Below are 17,995 nucleotides of genomic sequence, written 5' to 3'. Positions count from 1 at the left end.
ATACAGGTTGTAAATTTCCTGACAAGTATTGCTCTCTGTCAAATGCCGGATAAACTTCTGAAATCAATTCTAATTCCTCACGTAATTTAACAGCTGGTTTTTCACCAATGATTTTTTCCAGTTCCGGACTTTCTATATCTGAAAACGCAATAGTATCTTCAATGTTTTTGCGGCTATCACCACTAAACAGGTTGATATTTTGTTCCCAAATATTATAAATTCCCTGAAAGTCATAACCCATTCCAATTGGAAAACTCAGAGGCGTAACGTTCAATCCCAATTTTTGCTCTACTTCATCCATCAAATCAAAGGCATCTTTTCCTTCTCTATCCAACTTATTGATGAAAACTATAATCGGAATGTGTCGCATCCTGCAAACAGAAACCAATTTTTCGGTTTGTTCCTCAACACCTTTGGCAACATCAATAACTACAATAACACTGTCAACAGCAGTCAATGTCCTAAAGGTATCTTCAGCAAAATCCTTGTGTCCCGGTGTATCCAGAATATTGATTTTTTTACCTTTATAATTAAAAGCCAAAACCGAAGTCGATACCGAAATTCCTCTTTGGCGTTCAATTTCCATAAAATCGGAAGTAGCTCCTTTTTTGATTTTATTGTTTTTAACCGCACCAGCTTCCTGAATAGCACCACCAAAGAGTAATAGTTTTTCTGTTAGTGTGGTTTTTCCGGCATCAGGATGCGAAATAATCCCAAAGGTTCTGCGACGTTCTATCTCTTTTAAAAAACTCATGATTTTTGATAAATTGGATGCAAAAATACTATTATTTACCGATTATTTCTGCATCCTTAACATTTCAAATCTATCATTAGTTTTTTCGTGTTAATAAAATTTTGTTAATAGTAGTCATGATAGTTGGATAATGTGTTTGAATTGTTATTTTTGTTGATTGTTACAACTACTTTCCCAAAGTGTTTTTGTTAAGTCAATGAATACATAATTTAATCGAAATTTAGAATAGAATGAGTTTTAAGCAGTTTTTTTTCGGGATGTTTTTTTTAATATCATTTGCAGGTAATGCACAAAATAAGACAAAAGAAGTTTTGTTTTCTATCAATGACAAACCTTATTATACAGACGAATTTTCAAGGATTTACAAGAAGAATTTAGATTTAGTAAAAGATGATTCTCAAAAAGATTTGAATCAATATTTACAGCTTTTTGTTGGATATAAATTAAAAGTAAACAAAGCCTATAAACTTGGTTTACAGGATGGAGCACAGTATCAAAGCGAGTTAAAATCATACAGGACTCAATTAGCCAAAAACTATTTTAACGACACAAAAATCACTGAGGAACTTGTTGAAGAAGGATATAACCGACTTCAAAAAGAAATCAGGGCTTCACATATTCTTGTTTTAGTTGATGAAAATGCTTCTCCGGAAGACACTTTAAAAGCATACAAAAAAATTGAAGATATCAGCAAAAGAGCTTTCGCAGGAGAAGATTTCGACAATTTAGCGGTGCAATATTCGGAAGATCCATCTGCAAAAGAAAACAAAGGAGATTTGGGATATTTTACAGCTTTCAGAATGGTTTATCCATTTGAAAATGCAGCGTACAATACTCAAAATGGAAAAATCTCTAAAATAATCAGAACCCGTTTCGGATACCATATTTTAAAAATCAATGATATTAGAGCCAATCGCGGAGAAATTACGGTGGCTCACATTATGATTTTAAAACCAAAACCTGAAGAAACCGGGAAAGACGCAGAAAAGACTATCAACGAGATTTATAAAAAAATTCAACAAGGAGAAAAATTTGAAGATTTAGCAAAACAATTCTCTGAAGACAAATCATCATCTTCTAAAGGTGGTGTTTTGAATAAATTTGGTTCCGGACAATTGAGTTCAGAAGAATTCGAAAATGTTGCTTTTTCACTTAAAAATGTTGGAGATATTTCAAAACCGTTTCAATCTGATTTCGGTTGGCACATAGTTAAGTTGGTAGAAAAACATCCGGTAAAGTCATTGGATGAAATGAAAAATGAATTAGAGTCTAAAGTTGGTAAAGATGATAGATCTAAGAAAATCACAGCTTCTTTAAATGAAAAGCTAAGAAAAAAATATACCTATAAGAGAGATGCTAAACAGTTTGGGCTAATTTCTAAATTGGTAACCAACGATTTCTATGAGTCAAAATGGTCGGTTCCGGCAAATGCCAAAGATTACACGGCAACTGTGTTAACTATCAACAATAAGAAAATTGATGGTAACGCATTCTTGAATTTTATAGACAAACAACAAAAGGGTGATTTAAAAGTAAAGCCTTTATCAAAATTAGTTGACGCTTTGTATGATAGATTTTTGGATGAGCAGTTGACAGCATATTACGATGAAAATTTAGAAACTGAATTCCCTGAGTTTGCGAATGTGATGGAAGAATATCGCGATGGTTTATTGCTTTTTGACTTAATGGAAAAAGAAATTTGGGATCGTGCTAAAACAGATACAATTGGCCTGAAAAAATTTTATGATGGACATAAAATGGAGCACATGTGGAAGAAAAGAGTTGATGTTACCATTGCTTCATCGACCAAGCAGGACATGATTAAAAAAGCACAGGCTTTATTGAAGAAAAATGAGAAACCACAAGACATTAAAGACAAATTAAATGTTGATAATGTTATCAATGTAATGACCAATAGTGGTGTTTTTGAAGAAGGAAGTGATGCGTTGCCAAAAACAATGAAGTATGATGTTGGCGTTTCAGATGTTTTCAAAGAAGGTGAATATTATTTTGTCACTAAAGTAGATAATGTACTTCCCGAAGAAGTTAAAACGCTTGAGGAATGCAAAGGAAAAATCGTCAATGATTATCAGCAATATTTGGAACAAGGATGGGTTGATGATTTGAAAAAAGAGTTTACTGTAAAAATCAATAATGACGTTTTTGAAAATGTAAAAAGACAGCTCAAATAATAAAATGCTTAGAAATAGTTTTTTCCTAATTTTTTTGATGGTTTGTTCGTGTAATTATTTCAAACCACAACAAAAATCTCAGTCAATAGCAAGAGTAGGTAAAAGTTATTTGTATAAAAGCGACATTGCAACTTTAGTTCCGGCCGGAACTTCAAAAGAAGATAGTTTGCTTTTGGTTCGGGATTTTATTGATCGTTGGGCAAGTCAAAAATTACTGATTGAAGCCGCTGAGAGAAATCTTAGCGATGTCAAAAAGAAAGAGTATAACTCATTAATTAAACAGTATAAGATTGATTTATACACCAGAGCTTATATCGAAGAAGTTGTTAAAAGAACAGTTGATACAGTTGTAAGCCAGGAAGAATTAAAAAAGTATTACGAAGAAAATAAGGAGAATTTCAAAACCAACGGAACATTAGTCCGATTGCGATATATCAATCTTTCTAAACAGAATCCGCGTTTTGAAACAATAAAAAGCAAGTTCTTTGATTATTCTAAAAAGGATAAGAAGTTTTGGGATACTTACGCATTACAGTTCAAGAGTTTTGCCATGAATGATAGTGTTTGGGTAGATATGAGCCAGGTTTATGAAAAGCTTCCGGTTGTAACACCTGAGAATAGAGACGAGATAATTCGCCCGGGAAAAAAGATGCAAATTCAGGATAAAGATGACACTTACCTGATTAAAGTAACGAACGTAATTGATAAAAATCAAATTTCACCATTTGAGTATAGCAAACCAACGTTGAAAGAAGTTCTGTTGAACAAAAGAAAATTAGAATTGATTAAAAAATTTGAAAAGGATATCACCAATGATGCCATTAAAAACAAGGATTATGAAATATACAAGTAGCAAACTTACCATAGCAATTATTGCAATTCTTTGCACAGTAGGGTTTGCCAATGCGCAGGAAATTATTAAGGATTCGGTGAAAGTAAAGACTGTAGCGAGCCCTTTTAAAAAGCAAAAAGTTGATGGTGTTATTGCAACAGTTGGAGATTATATTATACTTGATTCTGATATTGATAAGTCGTATTTAGAGTTGTCAAGTCAAGGTCAATCTATAAAAGATATTACACGTTGTCAAATGTTAGGTAAATTGTTGGAAGACAAATTGTATGCTCACCAGGCGGTTCAGGATAGTATCATCGTTAAAGATGAAGAAGTCAAAGAAAAACTAAATGAGCAAATGGCTTATATGGTTGATCAATTAGGTTCTTCAGAAAAAGTGGTTCAATATTTCAAGAAAAGCAGCGAAGACGAACTAAGAACAGAGTTATTTGACATCATTAAGATGAACAAACTGGGTGCAGAAATGCAAAAGAAAATCATTGATGGTGTAGAAATTACTCCGGAAGAAACCCGTACTTTCTTCAAATCTATACCTGAAAGTGATTTGCCAGTTTTTGGTGCCGAAATGGAAGTGGCTCAAATTGTTGTAGCTCCAAAAATTTCTGAAGAAGAAAAGCAAAGAGTAATCACGAGATTAAAGGAAATTAAAGCTGAAGTTTTGGCTGGCGCAAGTTTCAAGACAAGAGCCGTTATCTATTCAGATGACAGAGGTTCAGCGTCAAGTGGCGGTTTTTATAAAATCAACAGAAAAACACAATTCGTAAAAGAATTTAAAGATGTTGCTTTTTCATTAGCTGAAGGAGAAATCTCTGAGCCGTTTGAAACAGAATATGGTTATCACATCATCATGGTTGAAAAAATCAAAGGTCAGGAAGTTGAATTAAGACATATTTTGATGATGCCAAAAGTATCAGACCAATCATTAAAAGATGCTAAAGAAAAAATACTTACGATAAAAAGAAAAATCGAAAACGGGGAAATTACTTTTGCTGATGCTGCAAGAACAATGTCTGATGAAAAAGAAACACGTGCAAACGGTGGCGTTTTGATTAATCCTAAAACTCAGGATACGCACTTTGAATTAACCAAAATGGATCCTAGTTTGTATAGCGAAGTTTCTAATTTGAAAGATAAATCGATAACAGCTCCGATTTTAGATGATGATCAAAGAACTGGGAAAAAGTATAAAATCATTACCGTGACTGATAGAATTGATCAACACACTGCTGATTATGCCAGAGATTATGTGAAAATCAAAGATTTGGCGTTGAAAGAAAAACAAATTAAAGCCATTGCAAAATGGACAGATGAAAAAATTAAAGAAACCTATATAAAAATTAATGGTGAATATAAAGATTGTATTTTCACTAATAATTGGTTGAAAAAATAATAAAAATTTAGATTATCGGAATCCTAATTCCTTAATCCTTAAACCCTAAATAAAGATGTCAGACGTTACCGCCATTAAAAATTTAGTTCAGAAACGACTTGAGCTTAAAAAAGAAATTGCCAAGATAATTGTAGGTCAGGACGAAGTTATTGACCAAATTTTGCTTAGCATATTTTCTGGTGGACACGCACTTTTGGTTGGTGTTCCCGGCTTAGCTAAAACGTTAATGGTGAACACGATTTCACAAGCATTAGGGTTAGATTTTAAAAGAATACAGTTCACTCCCGATTTGATGCCTTCCGATATTTTGGGAAGTGAAATTCTGGATGAAAGCCGTCATTTCAAATTTATTAAAGGACCAATATTCGCCAATATTATTTTGGCAGATGAGATTAACAGAACGCCACCAAAAACGCAGGCTGCTTTATTGGAAGCCATGCAGGAACGTTCGGTAACGATTGCAGGTCAGAATTATAAATTGGATTTACCTTATTTTGTTTTAGCAACCCAAAACCCTATTGAGCAGGAAGGAACATATCCACTACCAGAAGCGCAGTTAGACCGTTTTATGTTTGCCATCAAGTTGGATTATCCATCATTTTCTGAAGAAGTTGATGTGGTAAAAAGTACAACTTCAGATAAAAATCCAACCATTGATCCATTGTTTACTGCTCAGGAAATTATCGATTTCCAACATTTGGTTCGTAGAATTCCAGTTGCCGATAACGTGATTGAATATGCGGTTACTTTGGTAAGCAAAACACGCCCAAACAATCCTTTGTCAAACGATTATATCAAGAATTATTTAGATTGGGGAGCAGGACCAAGAGCTTCTCAGAATTTAATTTTGGCTGCCAAAGCTAACGCAGCTTTCAATGGGAAATTCTCACCGGATATTGAAGATGTAAAAGCTGTAGCAACCGGAATCCTGCGTCACAGAATCATCAAAAACTACAAGGCAGACGCCGAAGGAATTACCGAAGAAATGATTATAGATAAACTTTTGTAGTTTATCCCGCTCTCCGTTTTTCTTCTTCAACACCGCTTGCTCTTTGTCTGGCTCTTGAAACTGTGTTTTTCCCAAATCGGTAGGTATAGGATAGCGTCACCACTCTCGAATCCCATTTTCTTTCGGTAAAGAAATCCTGATTTTGGTATTTTACATCAACAGCAATATGGTTCGTCAGAAAAATGTCGCTGACATTCAATTTGAAAATCGAATTTTTGTCGTTTGAAACTTTCTGGATTCCGGCAGAAATCTGAGATAAATGTTTGATGAAAAATAATCCCCAAACCATCCTGCTTTGATAATAACCGCTCAATTCAGCTGACCAGCCTTTTCCAATAGTGAAATTATTTCCCCAGTTCATATCCCAGGAAGTAAAATCCTGCTGCAGGTTTCCACCATCTAACGGACTTGAATATTTGTTTAAGTAAACTGATGCTGAAAAGGTTGAATTGACAATTTTCCTGTATTTAATCGGAATGTATATTCCCAAATTGAACTGTTCAAAATCCTGAATGTTTGCCGGAATCTGATACGAAATCCGGGTGTCGTCATCCTGAACAAAAATATCTGTGATGCTTTCCTTGCTTTGGGTGTAACTCAATGTCGTGATGTATTTTCCCTTAAAAGTATGATTCAGTTCAAACGAATGTGTAATTACCGAATTCAACGTTGGATCTCCAACAACATAAGTATACGAATCTACAAAAATCCTAAACGGATTCAGTTGTCTGTAAGTTGGCCTGTCAATTCTTTTGGTATAGGATAAAGAAAGAGAATTGTTTTCTGAAAATTTTCTGTTTACAACGACATTCGGAAAGAAAGTCACATAGTTTCTTGAGAACTGTTCATCGGTTGCAAGCTGTTTTCCATTGGTTTTAGTGTGTTCCATTCGCAAGCCACACTGAAAATCCCATTTTGTCAATTCTTTCGAAAAACTGCTATACGCAGCATTTATATTCTCTTCATAAATGAAATGATTCGACTTTGTAACATCCAGAATAGGCTCATCGTTTTCTACATTATAAAACTTTACATCATTGTCAGAAGTCACCAGACTTGATTTTAGTCCAACTTCTAATTTCATCTTTTCAGAAAACGGATGAGCATAGTCTGTTTTGATTGATTTCACCTTAATTATCCCAGTTTGGTTAGTAGCAATCATAGTATCCGAAATTACATTTTCATCCGGATTAGCATTGATGTTATGAATATCCTGAATCGATTTGGCATTGAAATTCCCAAAGTCGACGTCGGCAGTTATTTCTTTACCCAAAGCATTGAAACTGTGCTTGAAATTGAAATTGGCAAAGCCATTGAATCGGCTTTCATCTGATAAAATACTGGTTTGGGTGGTATAATTTAAAGTGCCGTCGGGATTGGTAATAATAGCATCTGTATTGGCATATCGGTCATTGTTGTTCCAACTTCCATTGGCCATAACGCCAAAAATTGTTTTGTCATTAGCATAAAAATCGACCCCAAAACGCGAATTGTTATTTATTGATGGTACTTTGGTGAAAGAGTTCTGTTCAAAGTTTGATGTAATGTTATGGTTTTCGTCAAAAAATTTCCTGTTGATGAAGAATTGACCATAATTGAGCGGATTTGAATACGAATGGCTTCCAAAAAAATTCCATTTTTTATCACGGAAATTAAAGTTGATACTTCCCGATGGTTTTGAATAAACACCTTGTCCATAGCTCAAAGTTGTCGAACCATTGAATCCTTGTTTCTGGTCTTTCTTGAATTTGATGTTGATGATTCCGGCATTTCCAGAGGCATCGTATTTGGCTGATGGATTTGTAATAATTTCAATCGTCTGTATGTTTGCTGCTGGAACACTTTTTAAATATACAATCAAATCAGTACCGGAAAGAGGAGTTGGCTTGCCATCAATCAAAACTACAACACCCGATTTTCCTTTTAAATTAATTGAGCTTTCTTGGTTAACCATAACGCTCGGAGATCGCTCAAGAACATCTAATACAGTGTTTCCAGCAGAAACAATACTATTCTCAACATTGACAATTATCTTATCTAATTTTCTTTCTATGAATTGCTTTTCTTTAGTAACAACAACTTCATTCAGCTTATTCGAATTTGTTTTTACAACAATATTTTCAAAACTAAGCGAAGGCTTTTCGGCCGATAGCGTGAAGCTTTTGCTTTTGTAATTTTCAAATGAAGCGTGGCTCACTTTGAAATAGTAATTTCCTTCAGACAGATTGTCCAATTCAAAATTCCCTTTTTCATCTGTAATTGAAGCTTTCACAAATACAGAATCGCTAACACGATGTAACGTAACGTTCGCGAATTCCACAGCTGCTTTTTTTTCATTGAATACAAAGCCGTTTATTTTGCCCGAATTTGTCTGTGATAGGCAATAGTTGAGCTGTAGCAAAATTATTGCTACTATTAAAATCTGTCTATTCTTCATGATAAAGTGTTATTTTATATGAGAAATTGTTGTAATAAAATCTGATGTTTTGGGTTTGATTTCCTTATGTTTAAAGTCTGATGCCATGCTTAAAATTGCAGCAGCTAATGCTAATAACAAACCCGTTTTGTTTTTCATAAGTGATTAATTAGATTAATAAAAACAACAATTATATTTGATATATCAAACAATATAATGGTATTAGTATAACGCTGAATATTTTTGTTACAATAAAAAAAGGGATTACTGGAATTTTAACACTTGAACTGTTTAAGAACAGTTCTCAATTATTTTTTTTAGCGCAAGATTCATTGTTTCCAATTCCTCTTCAGAAATCGTGTCAAGTGCATTTTTTCTGTTTTCAAGGACTAAACTCTGTACTTTTTCAATTATTGATTTTCCTTCGTCGGTTACAATAAGATTTGATTTTCTTCTGTCATTAGGATTGACTTCTCTTTCGAGATATTTTGATTTTACCAGAAGTTCAATTATCCTCGTCACTGAAGCATTGTCCTTAAACACTTTTTTAGCAATATCCTGCTGGCTAATTGTCGGATTTTCTAAGATTGCTTTGATAATTAACCATTGGTCAATAGTAATTTTGAACCCATTTTCCTTAAGTTTTTTTTGAGCATACATTCTATAAGACTTAATTGCTTTGTCCATGTTATAGAATATGATGTTTTTTAGTTTTTCCATTGGCTATTTTTTCTTTTGCAATAAATCATCAAGTTCTTTGTCGTAGAAAAATAAAAACATGCTTCCCATCATATCCTGACTGACCTGTGTTGTGTTATTGACATCCAATACGATTTCATAATCATGATTTTTATACAGCCAAATGCCTTCAACAGATGAAAAAGGCGCAATGCTTGTTAAGCCAATTTTTCCTGTGTGATTTATAATTTTGCTGGTAAAAATGGCTTTGTTAGCTGTTTTGTCAAATAGTGAAATTTTAGTAGCAAACGGATGGACGTGAATCGCAGCAGCGTGCAAACGCAAACTATCCTGAATTCCCAATTGACCGTTTACAGAACTTCTATAGGTGTTTTTCCCAACAGGAATTACCCAGTGACCAGAGAGCTTTTTGCCATGCCCATCATCATAAGTATGGTTTTTTGTTTCTACCGGAATGCATTGATTGGTGCCCGGATCTAATGGTGATTTATAAGGATTTGATTCGTTAAACGGAAGCATGATAAAAGCTGTTCGGCTCATCAATGGTTTCAAATTTTTCTCTCGCGAATAATTGATATCTACTTCATGCCGCATCCAAAAATTGGCATCAGGAAGATTGTGATTTAAAGATTGTGTAGTCACATACAAGAACTCATTTCCTTTCATCGGAACGCCATAACCGGCAGGAAAACTAAAATTTTCCATGCCATGTGAAAGTGATGTCAATCGCGGATATTGCTTGCCAATTCGTTTTTCCAAATGCAATGAACTATAATATTTCATGTCATTAAAGTCTACATTCGTATGGCAAATAAAATCTTTTGAAATGGTTTGCAACGATTTGTTGTCAATTGCTTTTACATGAAAACTAGTCAGCCAAAGCAAAGTTGAATCTTGAGAAAGCTGAACATAATTAGAGGCTTTTGGACCTTCCATCGATTTGTAAATCCCATCAATATAAAACTCAGGCGAAATCATTCTGTAGGTTTCTGATTTGTTTTCAATCTTCCAATTTGGACTTACGACACCTAGTTTTTCAAACAAAAATGACTTTACAATCGCTTTGTGACGATTGGGTAATTGCCAATACCAAATTCCACCGCCGATAATAGCTAACAAAATTAGAACTCCTAAAATTTTATATATCTTTGATTTTCTCATGGTTGTCAAATTTACATTTTTAAATGAACGATAGAAAGCAAATAAGTGCAAAAAGATTTTTCGGATTAGATTTTTTGAGAGCACTTTCTATAAGTTTATTATTGTTTTCGCATTCTTCATGGATTTATAATTCTAGTGGTATTCTGGGAAAAATGCAGGATGCAAGTGGGTTTTTGGGTGTGGAATTGTTTATTGTCCTGAGCGGTTTTTTAATTGGAGGCATACTTTACAAACAGTTTCTGCATGAAAATTATAGCCTGAAAGACGCCAGCTTATTTATATCCAGAAGATTGATGCGTGTGTTGCCAAGCTACTATTTGGCCATTCTGATAATCACTATTCTTTATTTACTATTTGGTTTTTCTGTTTCCGAAGTTTGGAAATATCCTTTATTGATACAAAATTTTGCTTCGCCAATTCCATCTTTTTTCCCTGAATCATGGAGTCTGCCTGTAAAAGAAATGGGTTATATTTTCGTAGTTATTTTATTAGTAGTTCTTTCAAATTCATTTGTTAAAGCTTCCAAACAGATTATGTTTTTATCTGTTATTATTGGACTTATCGTTTTTACATTTCTTTCGAAATTATATTATGATTTGCATTCCAATAATTTAGATTTAAAACAATGGAGCTTTCATATTCGTTCGGTTGTGATTTACAGAATCGATTCGGTTTTGATAGGCGTTCTTTTTGGTTATTATTATCAGAATTACCAAGAATTTATGATGTCAAAGAGAAAGTCTTTTTTGGCGGCCGGAGTTTTGCTTTTCGCACTTTTGGTATTATGTATTGTTATTTTTAAATTCAGATTAAGCAACGCATCCTGGTTTTGGAATATATTCTGTTTGCCATTGCTTTCGACTGCTATTTGCATGTTTATCCCGTTTTTATTGAATTGGAAAATGCCATCACAAAGAATTGGAAATGGGATTACCTTCATTTGTAATATTTCTTATTCCGTTTATTTATTGCACTACAGCATTATACTTTTTCTGATGAAATATTTTATTGACACGAAGGATTTTGTCTTATGGCAAATGAATATTTTTGCTATCTTGTATGTATCAATTACGGTTGTGCTGAGTTATCTTATGTACACTTATTTCGAAAAACCAATCAACCAATTCAGAGCTAAAAATTTAAAATTAAATGATAAATAGTATCGTAAAAGACAGAGTTTTTGGGCTGGATTTAATGCGGACCATTGCCATACTAATGGTTTTGTTTGGTCATTGCCTTTGGGTTTTTCCGGAAAGCACACGATTTTTATATCAGCTTTTTGTACTGTTTGGTTTCTTTGGTGTCGAAATATTTTTTGTTTTAAGCGGTTTTTTGATTGGGAAAATTCTTTATCAATTGTATCTCAAAGAAGATTTTTCGATTACAAGTGTTTTTTATTTTTTAAAAAGAAGGTGGTTTAGAACGCTGCCTAATTATTTTCTGATATTGATTGTGAATATAGGCATCGCATTGATGATTGGCTATTCGACACCTTCTTTGTGGCGGTATTTCTTTTTTTTACAAAACTTAAAAGTTACGATGTTACCTTTTTTTCCGGAATCATGGAGTTTATCCGTCGAAGAGTTTGCCTATATAATTTTGCCTTTTTTTCTTCTGATTATTGCCGCTCTATTCAAGCCAAAAAACAAGTCCCTATTTTTTCTTTTTACGATTGTACTATTGATTCTGATTTTCTTTTGCAATAAAATCTATTATCAAAATACTACAACAAACACAACAATTGATCAATGGAATTTATCATTAAAGTCGGTAGTTTTATATCGTTTAGATAGTATTTTTATTGGCGTCTTTTGCAGCTGGATATATTTTAATTATAATTCTTTTTGGCAAAAAAGTAAAAACATACTTTTCGTTTTGGGAATATTGTTTTTTGGATTTTTATTTGTTGGAATTGGATATTTAGGATTGTTTATTGAAACGCATTCAGCGTTATGGAATGTTTTCTATTTGCCTTTTGTGTCTGTTGCTGTTGCTTGTTTTTTACCTTTTTTATCTGAATGGAAACAAGAGAAATCAATCTTTCTAAAACCGATTACATTTATAAGCATTATTTCGTATTCTATTTATCTTTTGCATTATAGCGTTGTACTGCAATTGATGAAAAATTTTATACCATTAAATTCTCAAAACCAACCCTTAGTTTATGGTTTTGTGTTGGTTTATATTGTAATAACTTTTCTTTTGAGTTATTTATTATACCGTTTTTATGAAAAACCTATTATGGATTTAAGGGATAAAAATTAAGATTAGTCATTTTATGGTACTTTAATTAAAGTATTTGTAAAAAAGCTATAGCGAAAACTATCATTTCGCAAAATATGATTCTAAATCAATATTTCTATTAAAATCTTTTATAGAAGTACAACGTTTTCGTAAATTTGCACTGCAAACAAATAAACCCAATATACCATGGCTTTTGATATTGAAATGATTAAAAAAGTATACGCTACTATGGCAGAAAGAGTTGATGCAGCTCGTCAAATAGTTGGTCGCCCACTTACTTTGTCTGAAAAGATTTTATATTCTCATTTATGGGATGGTAATCCAACAAAAGCATTCACTCGTGGTAAGGATTATGTTGATTTTGCTCCCGATAGAGTTGCTTGTCAGGATGCAACCGCTCAAATGGCATTATTGCAATTCATGCATGCCGGGAAAAAGACAGTTGCTGTTCCAACAACAGTGCATTGTGACCACTTAATTTTGGCAAAAGATGGAGCTAAATCTGATTTAGCAACTGCCAATTCACAATCAAAAGAAGTTTTCGATTTTCTTTCTTCAGTTTCTAATAAATACGGAATTGGTTTTTGGAAACCGGGTTCGGGAATTATACACCAAATTGTTTTAGAAAATTATGCTTTCCCTGGCGGAATGATGATAGGAACCGATTCACATACTGTAAATGCTGGTGGATTAGGAATGTTAGCTATTGGTGTTGGTGGAGCAGATGCTGTAGACGTTATGTCGGGAATGTCATGGGAATTAAAATTCCCAAAATTGATTGGAGTTAAATTGACAGGAAAATTAAGCGGCTGGACTGCTCCAAAAGATGTAATTCTGAAAGTAGCTGATATTCTTACCGTAAAAGGTGGCACCGGAGCAATCGTTGAATATTTTGGTGAAGGTGCAACCAATATGTCCTGCACCGGAAAAGGAACCATTTGTAATATGGGTGCCGAAATCGGAGCAACAACTTCAACTTTTGGTTATGATGATTCGATGAGAAGGTATTTGGCTGCGACCGATAGACAGGATATTGTTGATGCTGCTGATAAAGTGGCTGGTTATCTAACAGGTGATGCCGAAGTATATGCCAATCCGGAACAATATTTTGACCAGGTTATTGAAATTAATTTATCAGAATTAGAGCCGCATATCAACGGACCATTTACGCCAGACAGAGGAACTCCGGTTTCTCAAATGAAAGCAGAAGCTGCAGCTAACGGTTGGCCAATAAAAATTGAATGGGGATTAATTGGTTCTTGTACCAATTCATCTTATGAAGATATGGCTCGTGCTGCATCAATTGTGGAACAAGCTGTTGCTCACGGAATCACGCCAAAAGCAGAATTCGGAATCAATCCTGGTTCAGAACAAATTAGATTTACTATCGAAAGAGACGGAATCATCGCTACTTTCGAGAAATTGGGTACCAAAGTATTTACCAACGCTTGTGGCCCATGTATTGGACAATGGGATAGAGCTGGTGCTGATAAACAGGAAAAAAATACCATCGTGCATTCGTTTAACAGAAACTTCTCTAAACGTGCCGATGGAAATCCAAATACGCATGCTTTTGTAACGTCACCGGAAATGGTAGCTGCTTTAGCTATTTCGGGAGATTTGACTTTTAATCCACTTACCGATACATTGTTGAATGATAATGGGGAAGAGGTGAAGTTAAATCCGCCACACGGTGATGAGTTGCCAAAAAGAGGATTTGATGTAGAAGATGCAGGTTTTCAGGCTCCGGCGACAGATGGAAGTAATGTACAGGTTGCTGTTTCTCCAACTTCGGACAGATTGCAATTGTTAGCGCCGTTTGATGCCTGGGACGGAAAAAACATAACAGGTGCCAAATTGCTTATCAAAGCTTTTGGAAAATGTACAACAGATCACATTTCTATGGCAGGTCCATGGTTGCGTTTCCGTGGACATTTAGATAATATTTCAAACAATATGTTGATTGGAGCAGTGAATGCTTATAACCAGGAAGCTAATAAAGTGAAAAATCAATTAACCGGAGAATATGCTCCAGTTCCTACGGTTGCAAGAGTTTACAAGGCAGCCGGTGTTCCTTCGATAGTTGTTGGTGACCAAAACTATGGTGAAGGTTCTTCAAGAGAACATGCTGCAATGGAACCAAGATTCTTAGGAGTTAAAGCAGTTTTGGTAAAATCGTTTGCCCGTATTCACGAAACCAATTTGAAAAAACAAGGAATGTTAGCGTTGACTTTTGCTAACGAAGCCGATTATGATAAAATTCAGGAGAATGATACTATCAATTTCTTAGACTTAACAGAATTTGCTCCGGCAAAACCATTGACATTAGAGTTTGTACATGCTGATGGTTCTAAAGATACTATTCTGGCAAATCACACATATAACGATAGTCAAATTGGCTGGTATGTAGCTGGTTCTGCTTTGAACCTGATTGCAGCGGGAAAAGCTTAACTAATTTAAGGTTTATAAAAAAAAAGGCTCAACATTTGTTGAGCCTTTTTTTATTATGTTGTCTTCTTCTTTTGATATACTTCTTTTAATCCTGATTTCCATTCAACCAATTCATAATAAAAGTTTACAGAAATAAGGTTGTCTTTTTTTGTTACAACGCACTTCCCGGTTACATCTGCTTCATCTCCACAGATAGTTGTTTTTGGGCCGGTTGTTAATCTGTTATTTGCGTATTCCTGATAAATTTTATAAGCAATATCCTGACGAATCGTCATTTTGGAATTGAAAGTACTAACGATAATCATTCCTTGACCGGAACGAGCCACAAACTCCATTCCGTTGTGGCCATAATTATAGGTTTGAACTTTTGCATCACCTCCGTTGAAGGCAAGACAGCTCATAATCAGTAAGCTAAAAAGCAATTTTTTCATAAGTTATAATTTTTTGGGGCAAAATTAGGGGCGAAAAATAATCATTATTTTAATATAAAACGTATTTTATCGATAAATATTGTGTTTAGACGAAAATTATATTTTGATTTTAACAACCCAAAAGAGTTTTAATTACTCTAAGTTGACTGATATTAATTCCGTAGTATCAAAAAAAGTGACAAGTTTTTGTATTCCATAATCACAATTCGCAAAAGTAAAAAAAGGTGTAACATGTTTTTCTAATGTAGAATCTGCAAGAACTAAATCTTTATAAGTTACCTCACCTTCTAAATGTTTGTATTCCCCACCAATTTTATTCTCATCGAACCAATCAATCACAATATACTTTTGGTTGAATTTGTACAAGGTTGAAAACCTTGAATTTGTATAAAACTTGTCACTTTTGTTATAATCAATATATATTCTGTTGTAATATTCATTGCTAAAAGTGTCTTTAAATAAACTTTTCAATAAGTCGTGCGTCTCATCATTTTCAATTCGGGTAACATACATTGCAGTTTGATTCTTTTTAATATTGTAATAGCAATCATATTTGAAATTGCTGTGGCTGAATATTCCAATGATTCTCTTTTGATCTTCTTTTGAAATTCTTTTCAAATCAATAAAACCGACTGTTTTTGTACTATCCGTAGGATGTTTAGTAAGCTGATAAGTGAGTTCTTTAAAACCTGTTTTAAGCAATAGCGTATCGGCATATATACCCTTTTCGTTTATGAAAAGATTGCTTTTTTTGTGATATACAAAATGGATTTTGGAGTTGGAATCAGTACTTGCTGCACTTTGACCAATCAAATTGAAACTGGAAATTGAAAGAATAAAAACAAAAATTAATTTAATTTTTTTCATGTGATTTTTCAATGGTTCAATCAAATATAAAAAAAATCCGCCAATTCATAAGAAAAGACGGATTAAAAATTTGAATCAATAATCTACTAGTAATAAGTATAGCGTCTTACTTTTGCTATATATTTTGCCAAACGAATTACTTGATGGCTGTATCCATATTCATTATCATACCAAACATATAGAACAATATTCTTTCCATCTCCTGAAACAATTGTTGCATTGCTATCATAAATAGAAGGTTGTGCAGTACCAACAATATCCGAAGAAACCAATTCATTATTCAATGAATATCTGATTTGCTCTACCAATTCTCCTTCAAGAGCATACTTTTTCATGATAGTATTAAATTCTTCAATTGAAGTCTTTTTACTTACTTCCAAATTCATAACTACTAATGAACCATTCGGTACAGGAACACGAATTGCATTTGAAGTCAATTTTCCTGCTAAGCTCGGCAACGCTTTCGCAACAGCTGTTCCGGCGCCAGTTTCAGTAATTACCATATTCAGCGCGGCAGCACGGCCACGACGATATTTTTTATGCATATTGTCGACCAGATTCTGGTCATTGGTGTAAGCATGTATGGTTTCAATATGACCTTTTACAACGCCAAGAGAATCTTCAACCACTTTCAAAACTGGTGTTATTGCATTTGTTGTGCAGGATGCAGCAGAAAAAATATCTACATTGTCTGGGTTATGATCGTTATGGTTTACACCATAAACAATATTTGGAATGCCTTTTCCGGGCGCAGTTAATAATACTTTACTAACACCATTTGAAGTCAAATGACGCTTCAGTTGTTCTTCTGTTGTAAAAGCTCCGGTGTTATCAATCACTAACGCATCTTCAATTCCGTATTTTGTATAATCAATTTCTTCCGGACCATTAGCCGTAATAACATGCACAGTAGTTCCGTTGATGATTAAAGAATTGTTTTCGGCGTCAGCCTGAACAGAACCTTGAAAATCTCCATGAACAGAATCATAACGTAACAATGACGCTCTTTTTTCTAATGTGGTAGCATCGTTTTTATCACGTGTTACAATGGCTCGAAGACGAAGTTGTTCTCCTTTACCCATTTTGCTCATCATTTCACGGGCTAACAAACGACCGATTCTACCAAAACCATATAGGACAACATCTTTTGGTTTTAAATTTTGAAACTCTTTGGCATTTTTTAATTTGTCAATAACAAAAGCACGGCTATCATCATATTTATTGTCTTCAAGGTGATATTCGTACGTTAACTTTCCAATATCAATTCGAGATGGCGGCAAATCTAAATTTTGAATTGAACGCGCAATTTCTACAGAATCAAAAATATTGATTGGTTTTTGAACAAACTCTCCGGCATATTCGTGAAAGTTGATGATATCACTCACATTTCTATCAATTAATTGATTTCTAAAAAGAACCAATTCGATTGATTTGTCATACCACAAGTCGCTGATGATTTTAATTAATTCAACGCCTGCTTTACGTCTGTCAGCCTGAAAAGATAACTCCTTCTCGTATAATTTGTTAC

General features: G+C 33.9%; 15 protein-coding genes. 7 read left to right on the top strand and 8 right to left on the bottom strand.

Annotated features, from left to right (window positions below; translation table 11 throughout):
- The coding region (locus ABIQ27_RS06245) for a GTP-binding protein (RefSeq protein WP_348032920.1) at window positions 1-754 on the bottom strand (754 nt) is incomplete at its 3' end.
- Between the two features lie 230 nt (window positions 755-984).
- Here ABIQ27_RS06245 and ABIQ27_RS06240 point away from each other — a divergent pair.
- From ABIQ27_RS06240 to ABIQ27_RS06225, 4 genes are read left to right on the top strand one after another with little or no spacing between them, the layout of a single operon-like run.
- On the top strand, window positions 985-2,946 hold the full coding sequence (locus tag ABIQ27_RS06240) for a peptidylprolyl isomerase (protein ID WP_348032919.1): 1,962 nt from the start codon (window positions 985-987) through the stop codon (window positions 2,944-2,946).
- A gap of 4 nt (window positions 2,947-2,950) precedes the next feature.
- A complete protein-coding gene (locus tag ABIQ27_RS06235) occupies window positions 2,951-3,799 on the top strand; it encodes a hypothetical protein (RefSeq protein WP_348032918.1) in 849 nt (282 codons plus the stop codon).
- Window positions 3,783-5,189 carry a peptidylprolyl isomerase gene (locus ABIQ27_RS06230; protein WP_348032917.1) on the top strand — a complete coding sequence of 469 codons (1,407 nt, stop codon included), beginning with the start codon at window positions 3,783-3,785 and terminating at the stop codon, window positions 5,187-5,189. The genes ABIQ27_RS06235 and ABIQ27_RS06230 overlap by 17 nt, the downstream gene beginning before the upstream one ends.
- Before the next feature lie 55 nt (window positions 5,190-5,244).
- A complete protein-coding gene (locus tag ABIQ27_RS06225; RefSeq protein ID WP_348032916.1) occupies window positions 5,245-6,198 on the top strand; it encodes a MoxR family ATPase in 954 nt (317 codons plus the stop codon).
- Window position 6,199: 1 nt separating this feature from the next.
- On the opposite strand, the gene ABIQ27_RS06220 is transcribed toward ABIQ27_RS06225, so the two are convergent.
- The 4 genes from ABIQ27_RS06220 to ABIQ27_RS06205 all read right to left on the bottom strand — a co-directional run bounded on the left by ABIQ27_RS06220 (window position 6,200) and on the right by ABIQ27_RS06205 (window position 10,474).
- Window positions 6,200-8,635, bottom strand: a complete 2,436-nt coding sequence (locus tag ABIQ27_RS06220; protein WP_348032915.1) for a TonB-dependent receptor — start codon at window positions 8,633-8,635, stop codon at window positions 6,200-6,202.
- 9 nt (window positions 8,636-8,644) lie between these two features.
- Entirely contained in the window at window positions 8,645-8,773 is a 129-nt protein-coding gene (locus ABIQ27_RS06215) for a hypothetical protein (RefSeq protein WP_348032914.1), read from the bottom strand.
- A gap of 132 nt (window positions 8,774-8,905) precedes the next feature.
- Entirely contained in the window at window positions 8,906-9,334 is a 429-nt protein-coding gene (locus ABIQ27_RS06210; RefSeq protein WP_348032913.1) for a MarR family transcriptional regulator, read from the bottom strand.
- A gap of 3 nt (window positions 9,335-9,337) precedes the next feature.
- Window positions 9,338-10,474, bottom strand: coding sequence for a hypothetical protein (locus tag ABIQ27_RS06205; protein WP_348032912.1), 1,137 nt, complete (start codon window positions 10,472-10,474; stop codon window positions 9,338-9,340).
- 23 nt (window positions 10,475-10,497) lie between these two features.
- Between ABIQ27_RS06205 and ABIQ27_RS06200 the strand changes: the two genes are divergently transcribed.
- The 3 genes from ABIQ27_RS06200 to ABIQ27_RS06190 all read left to right on the top strand — a co-directional run bounded on the left by ABIQ27_RS06200 (window position 10,498) and on the right by ABIQ27_RS06190 (window position 15,169).
- Window positions 10,498-11,634 carry an acyltransferase gene (locus tag ABIQ27_RS06200; protein ID WP_348032911.1) on the top strand — a complete coding sequence of 379 codons (1,137 nt, stop codon included), beginning with the start codon at window positions 10,498-10,500 and terminating at the stop codon, window positions 11,632-11,634.
- Window positions 11,624-12,739 carry an acyltransferase gene (locus ABIQ27_RS06195; RefSeq protein WP_348032910.1) on the top strand — a complete coding sequence of 372 codons (1,116 nt, stop codon included), beginning with the start codon at window positions 11,624-11,626 and terminating at the stop codon, window positions 12,737-12,739. The genes ABIQ27_RS06200 and ABIQ27_RS06195 overlap by 11 nt, the downstream gene beginning before the upstream one ends.
- 165 nt (window positions 12,740-12,904) lie before the next feature.
- The gene (locus tag ABIQ27_RS06190; RefSeq protein ID WP_348032909.1) at window positions 12,905-15,169 is read left to right on the top strand and encodes an aconitate hydratase; all 2,265 of its coding nucleotides are present in this window, start codon (window positions 12,905-12,907) and stop codon (window positions 15,167-15,169) included.
- 53 nt (window positions 15,170-15,222) lie between these two features.
- On the opposite strand, the gene ABIQ27_RS06185 is transcribed toward ABIQ27_RS06190, so the two are convergent.
- The 3 genes from ABIQ27_RS06185 to ABIQ27_RS06175 form a co-directional block, all read right to left on the bottom strand.
- Entirely contained in the window at window positions 15,223-15,600 is a 378-nt protein-coding gene (locus ABIQ27_RS06185) for a hypothetical protein (protein ID WP_348032908.1), read from the bottom strand.
- Window positions 15,601-15,732: 132 nt separating this feature from the next.
- A complete protein-coding gene (locus ABIQ27_RS06180) occupies window positions 15,733-16,467 on the bottom strand; it encodes a hypothetical protein (RefSeq protein ID WP_348032907.1) in 735 nt (244 codons plus the stop codon).
- An 86-nt stretch (window positions 16,468-16,553) separates the two neighbouring features.
- Window positions 16,554-17,995: glyceraldehyde-3-phosphate dehydrogenase (locus tag ABIQ27_RS06175; RefSeq protein WP_348032906.1), on the bottom strand; the 1,442-nt coding region annotated here is incomplete at its 5' end.

Source organism: Flavobacterium sp. (assembly GCF_039916025.1).
GTDB lineage: Bacteria > Bacteroidota > Bacteroidia > Flavobacteriales > Flavobacteriaceae > Flavobacterium.
This window is presented reverse-complemented; position numbering and strand designations above follow the sequence as displayed.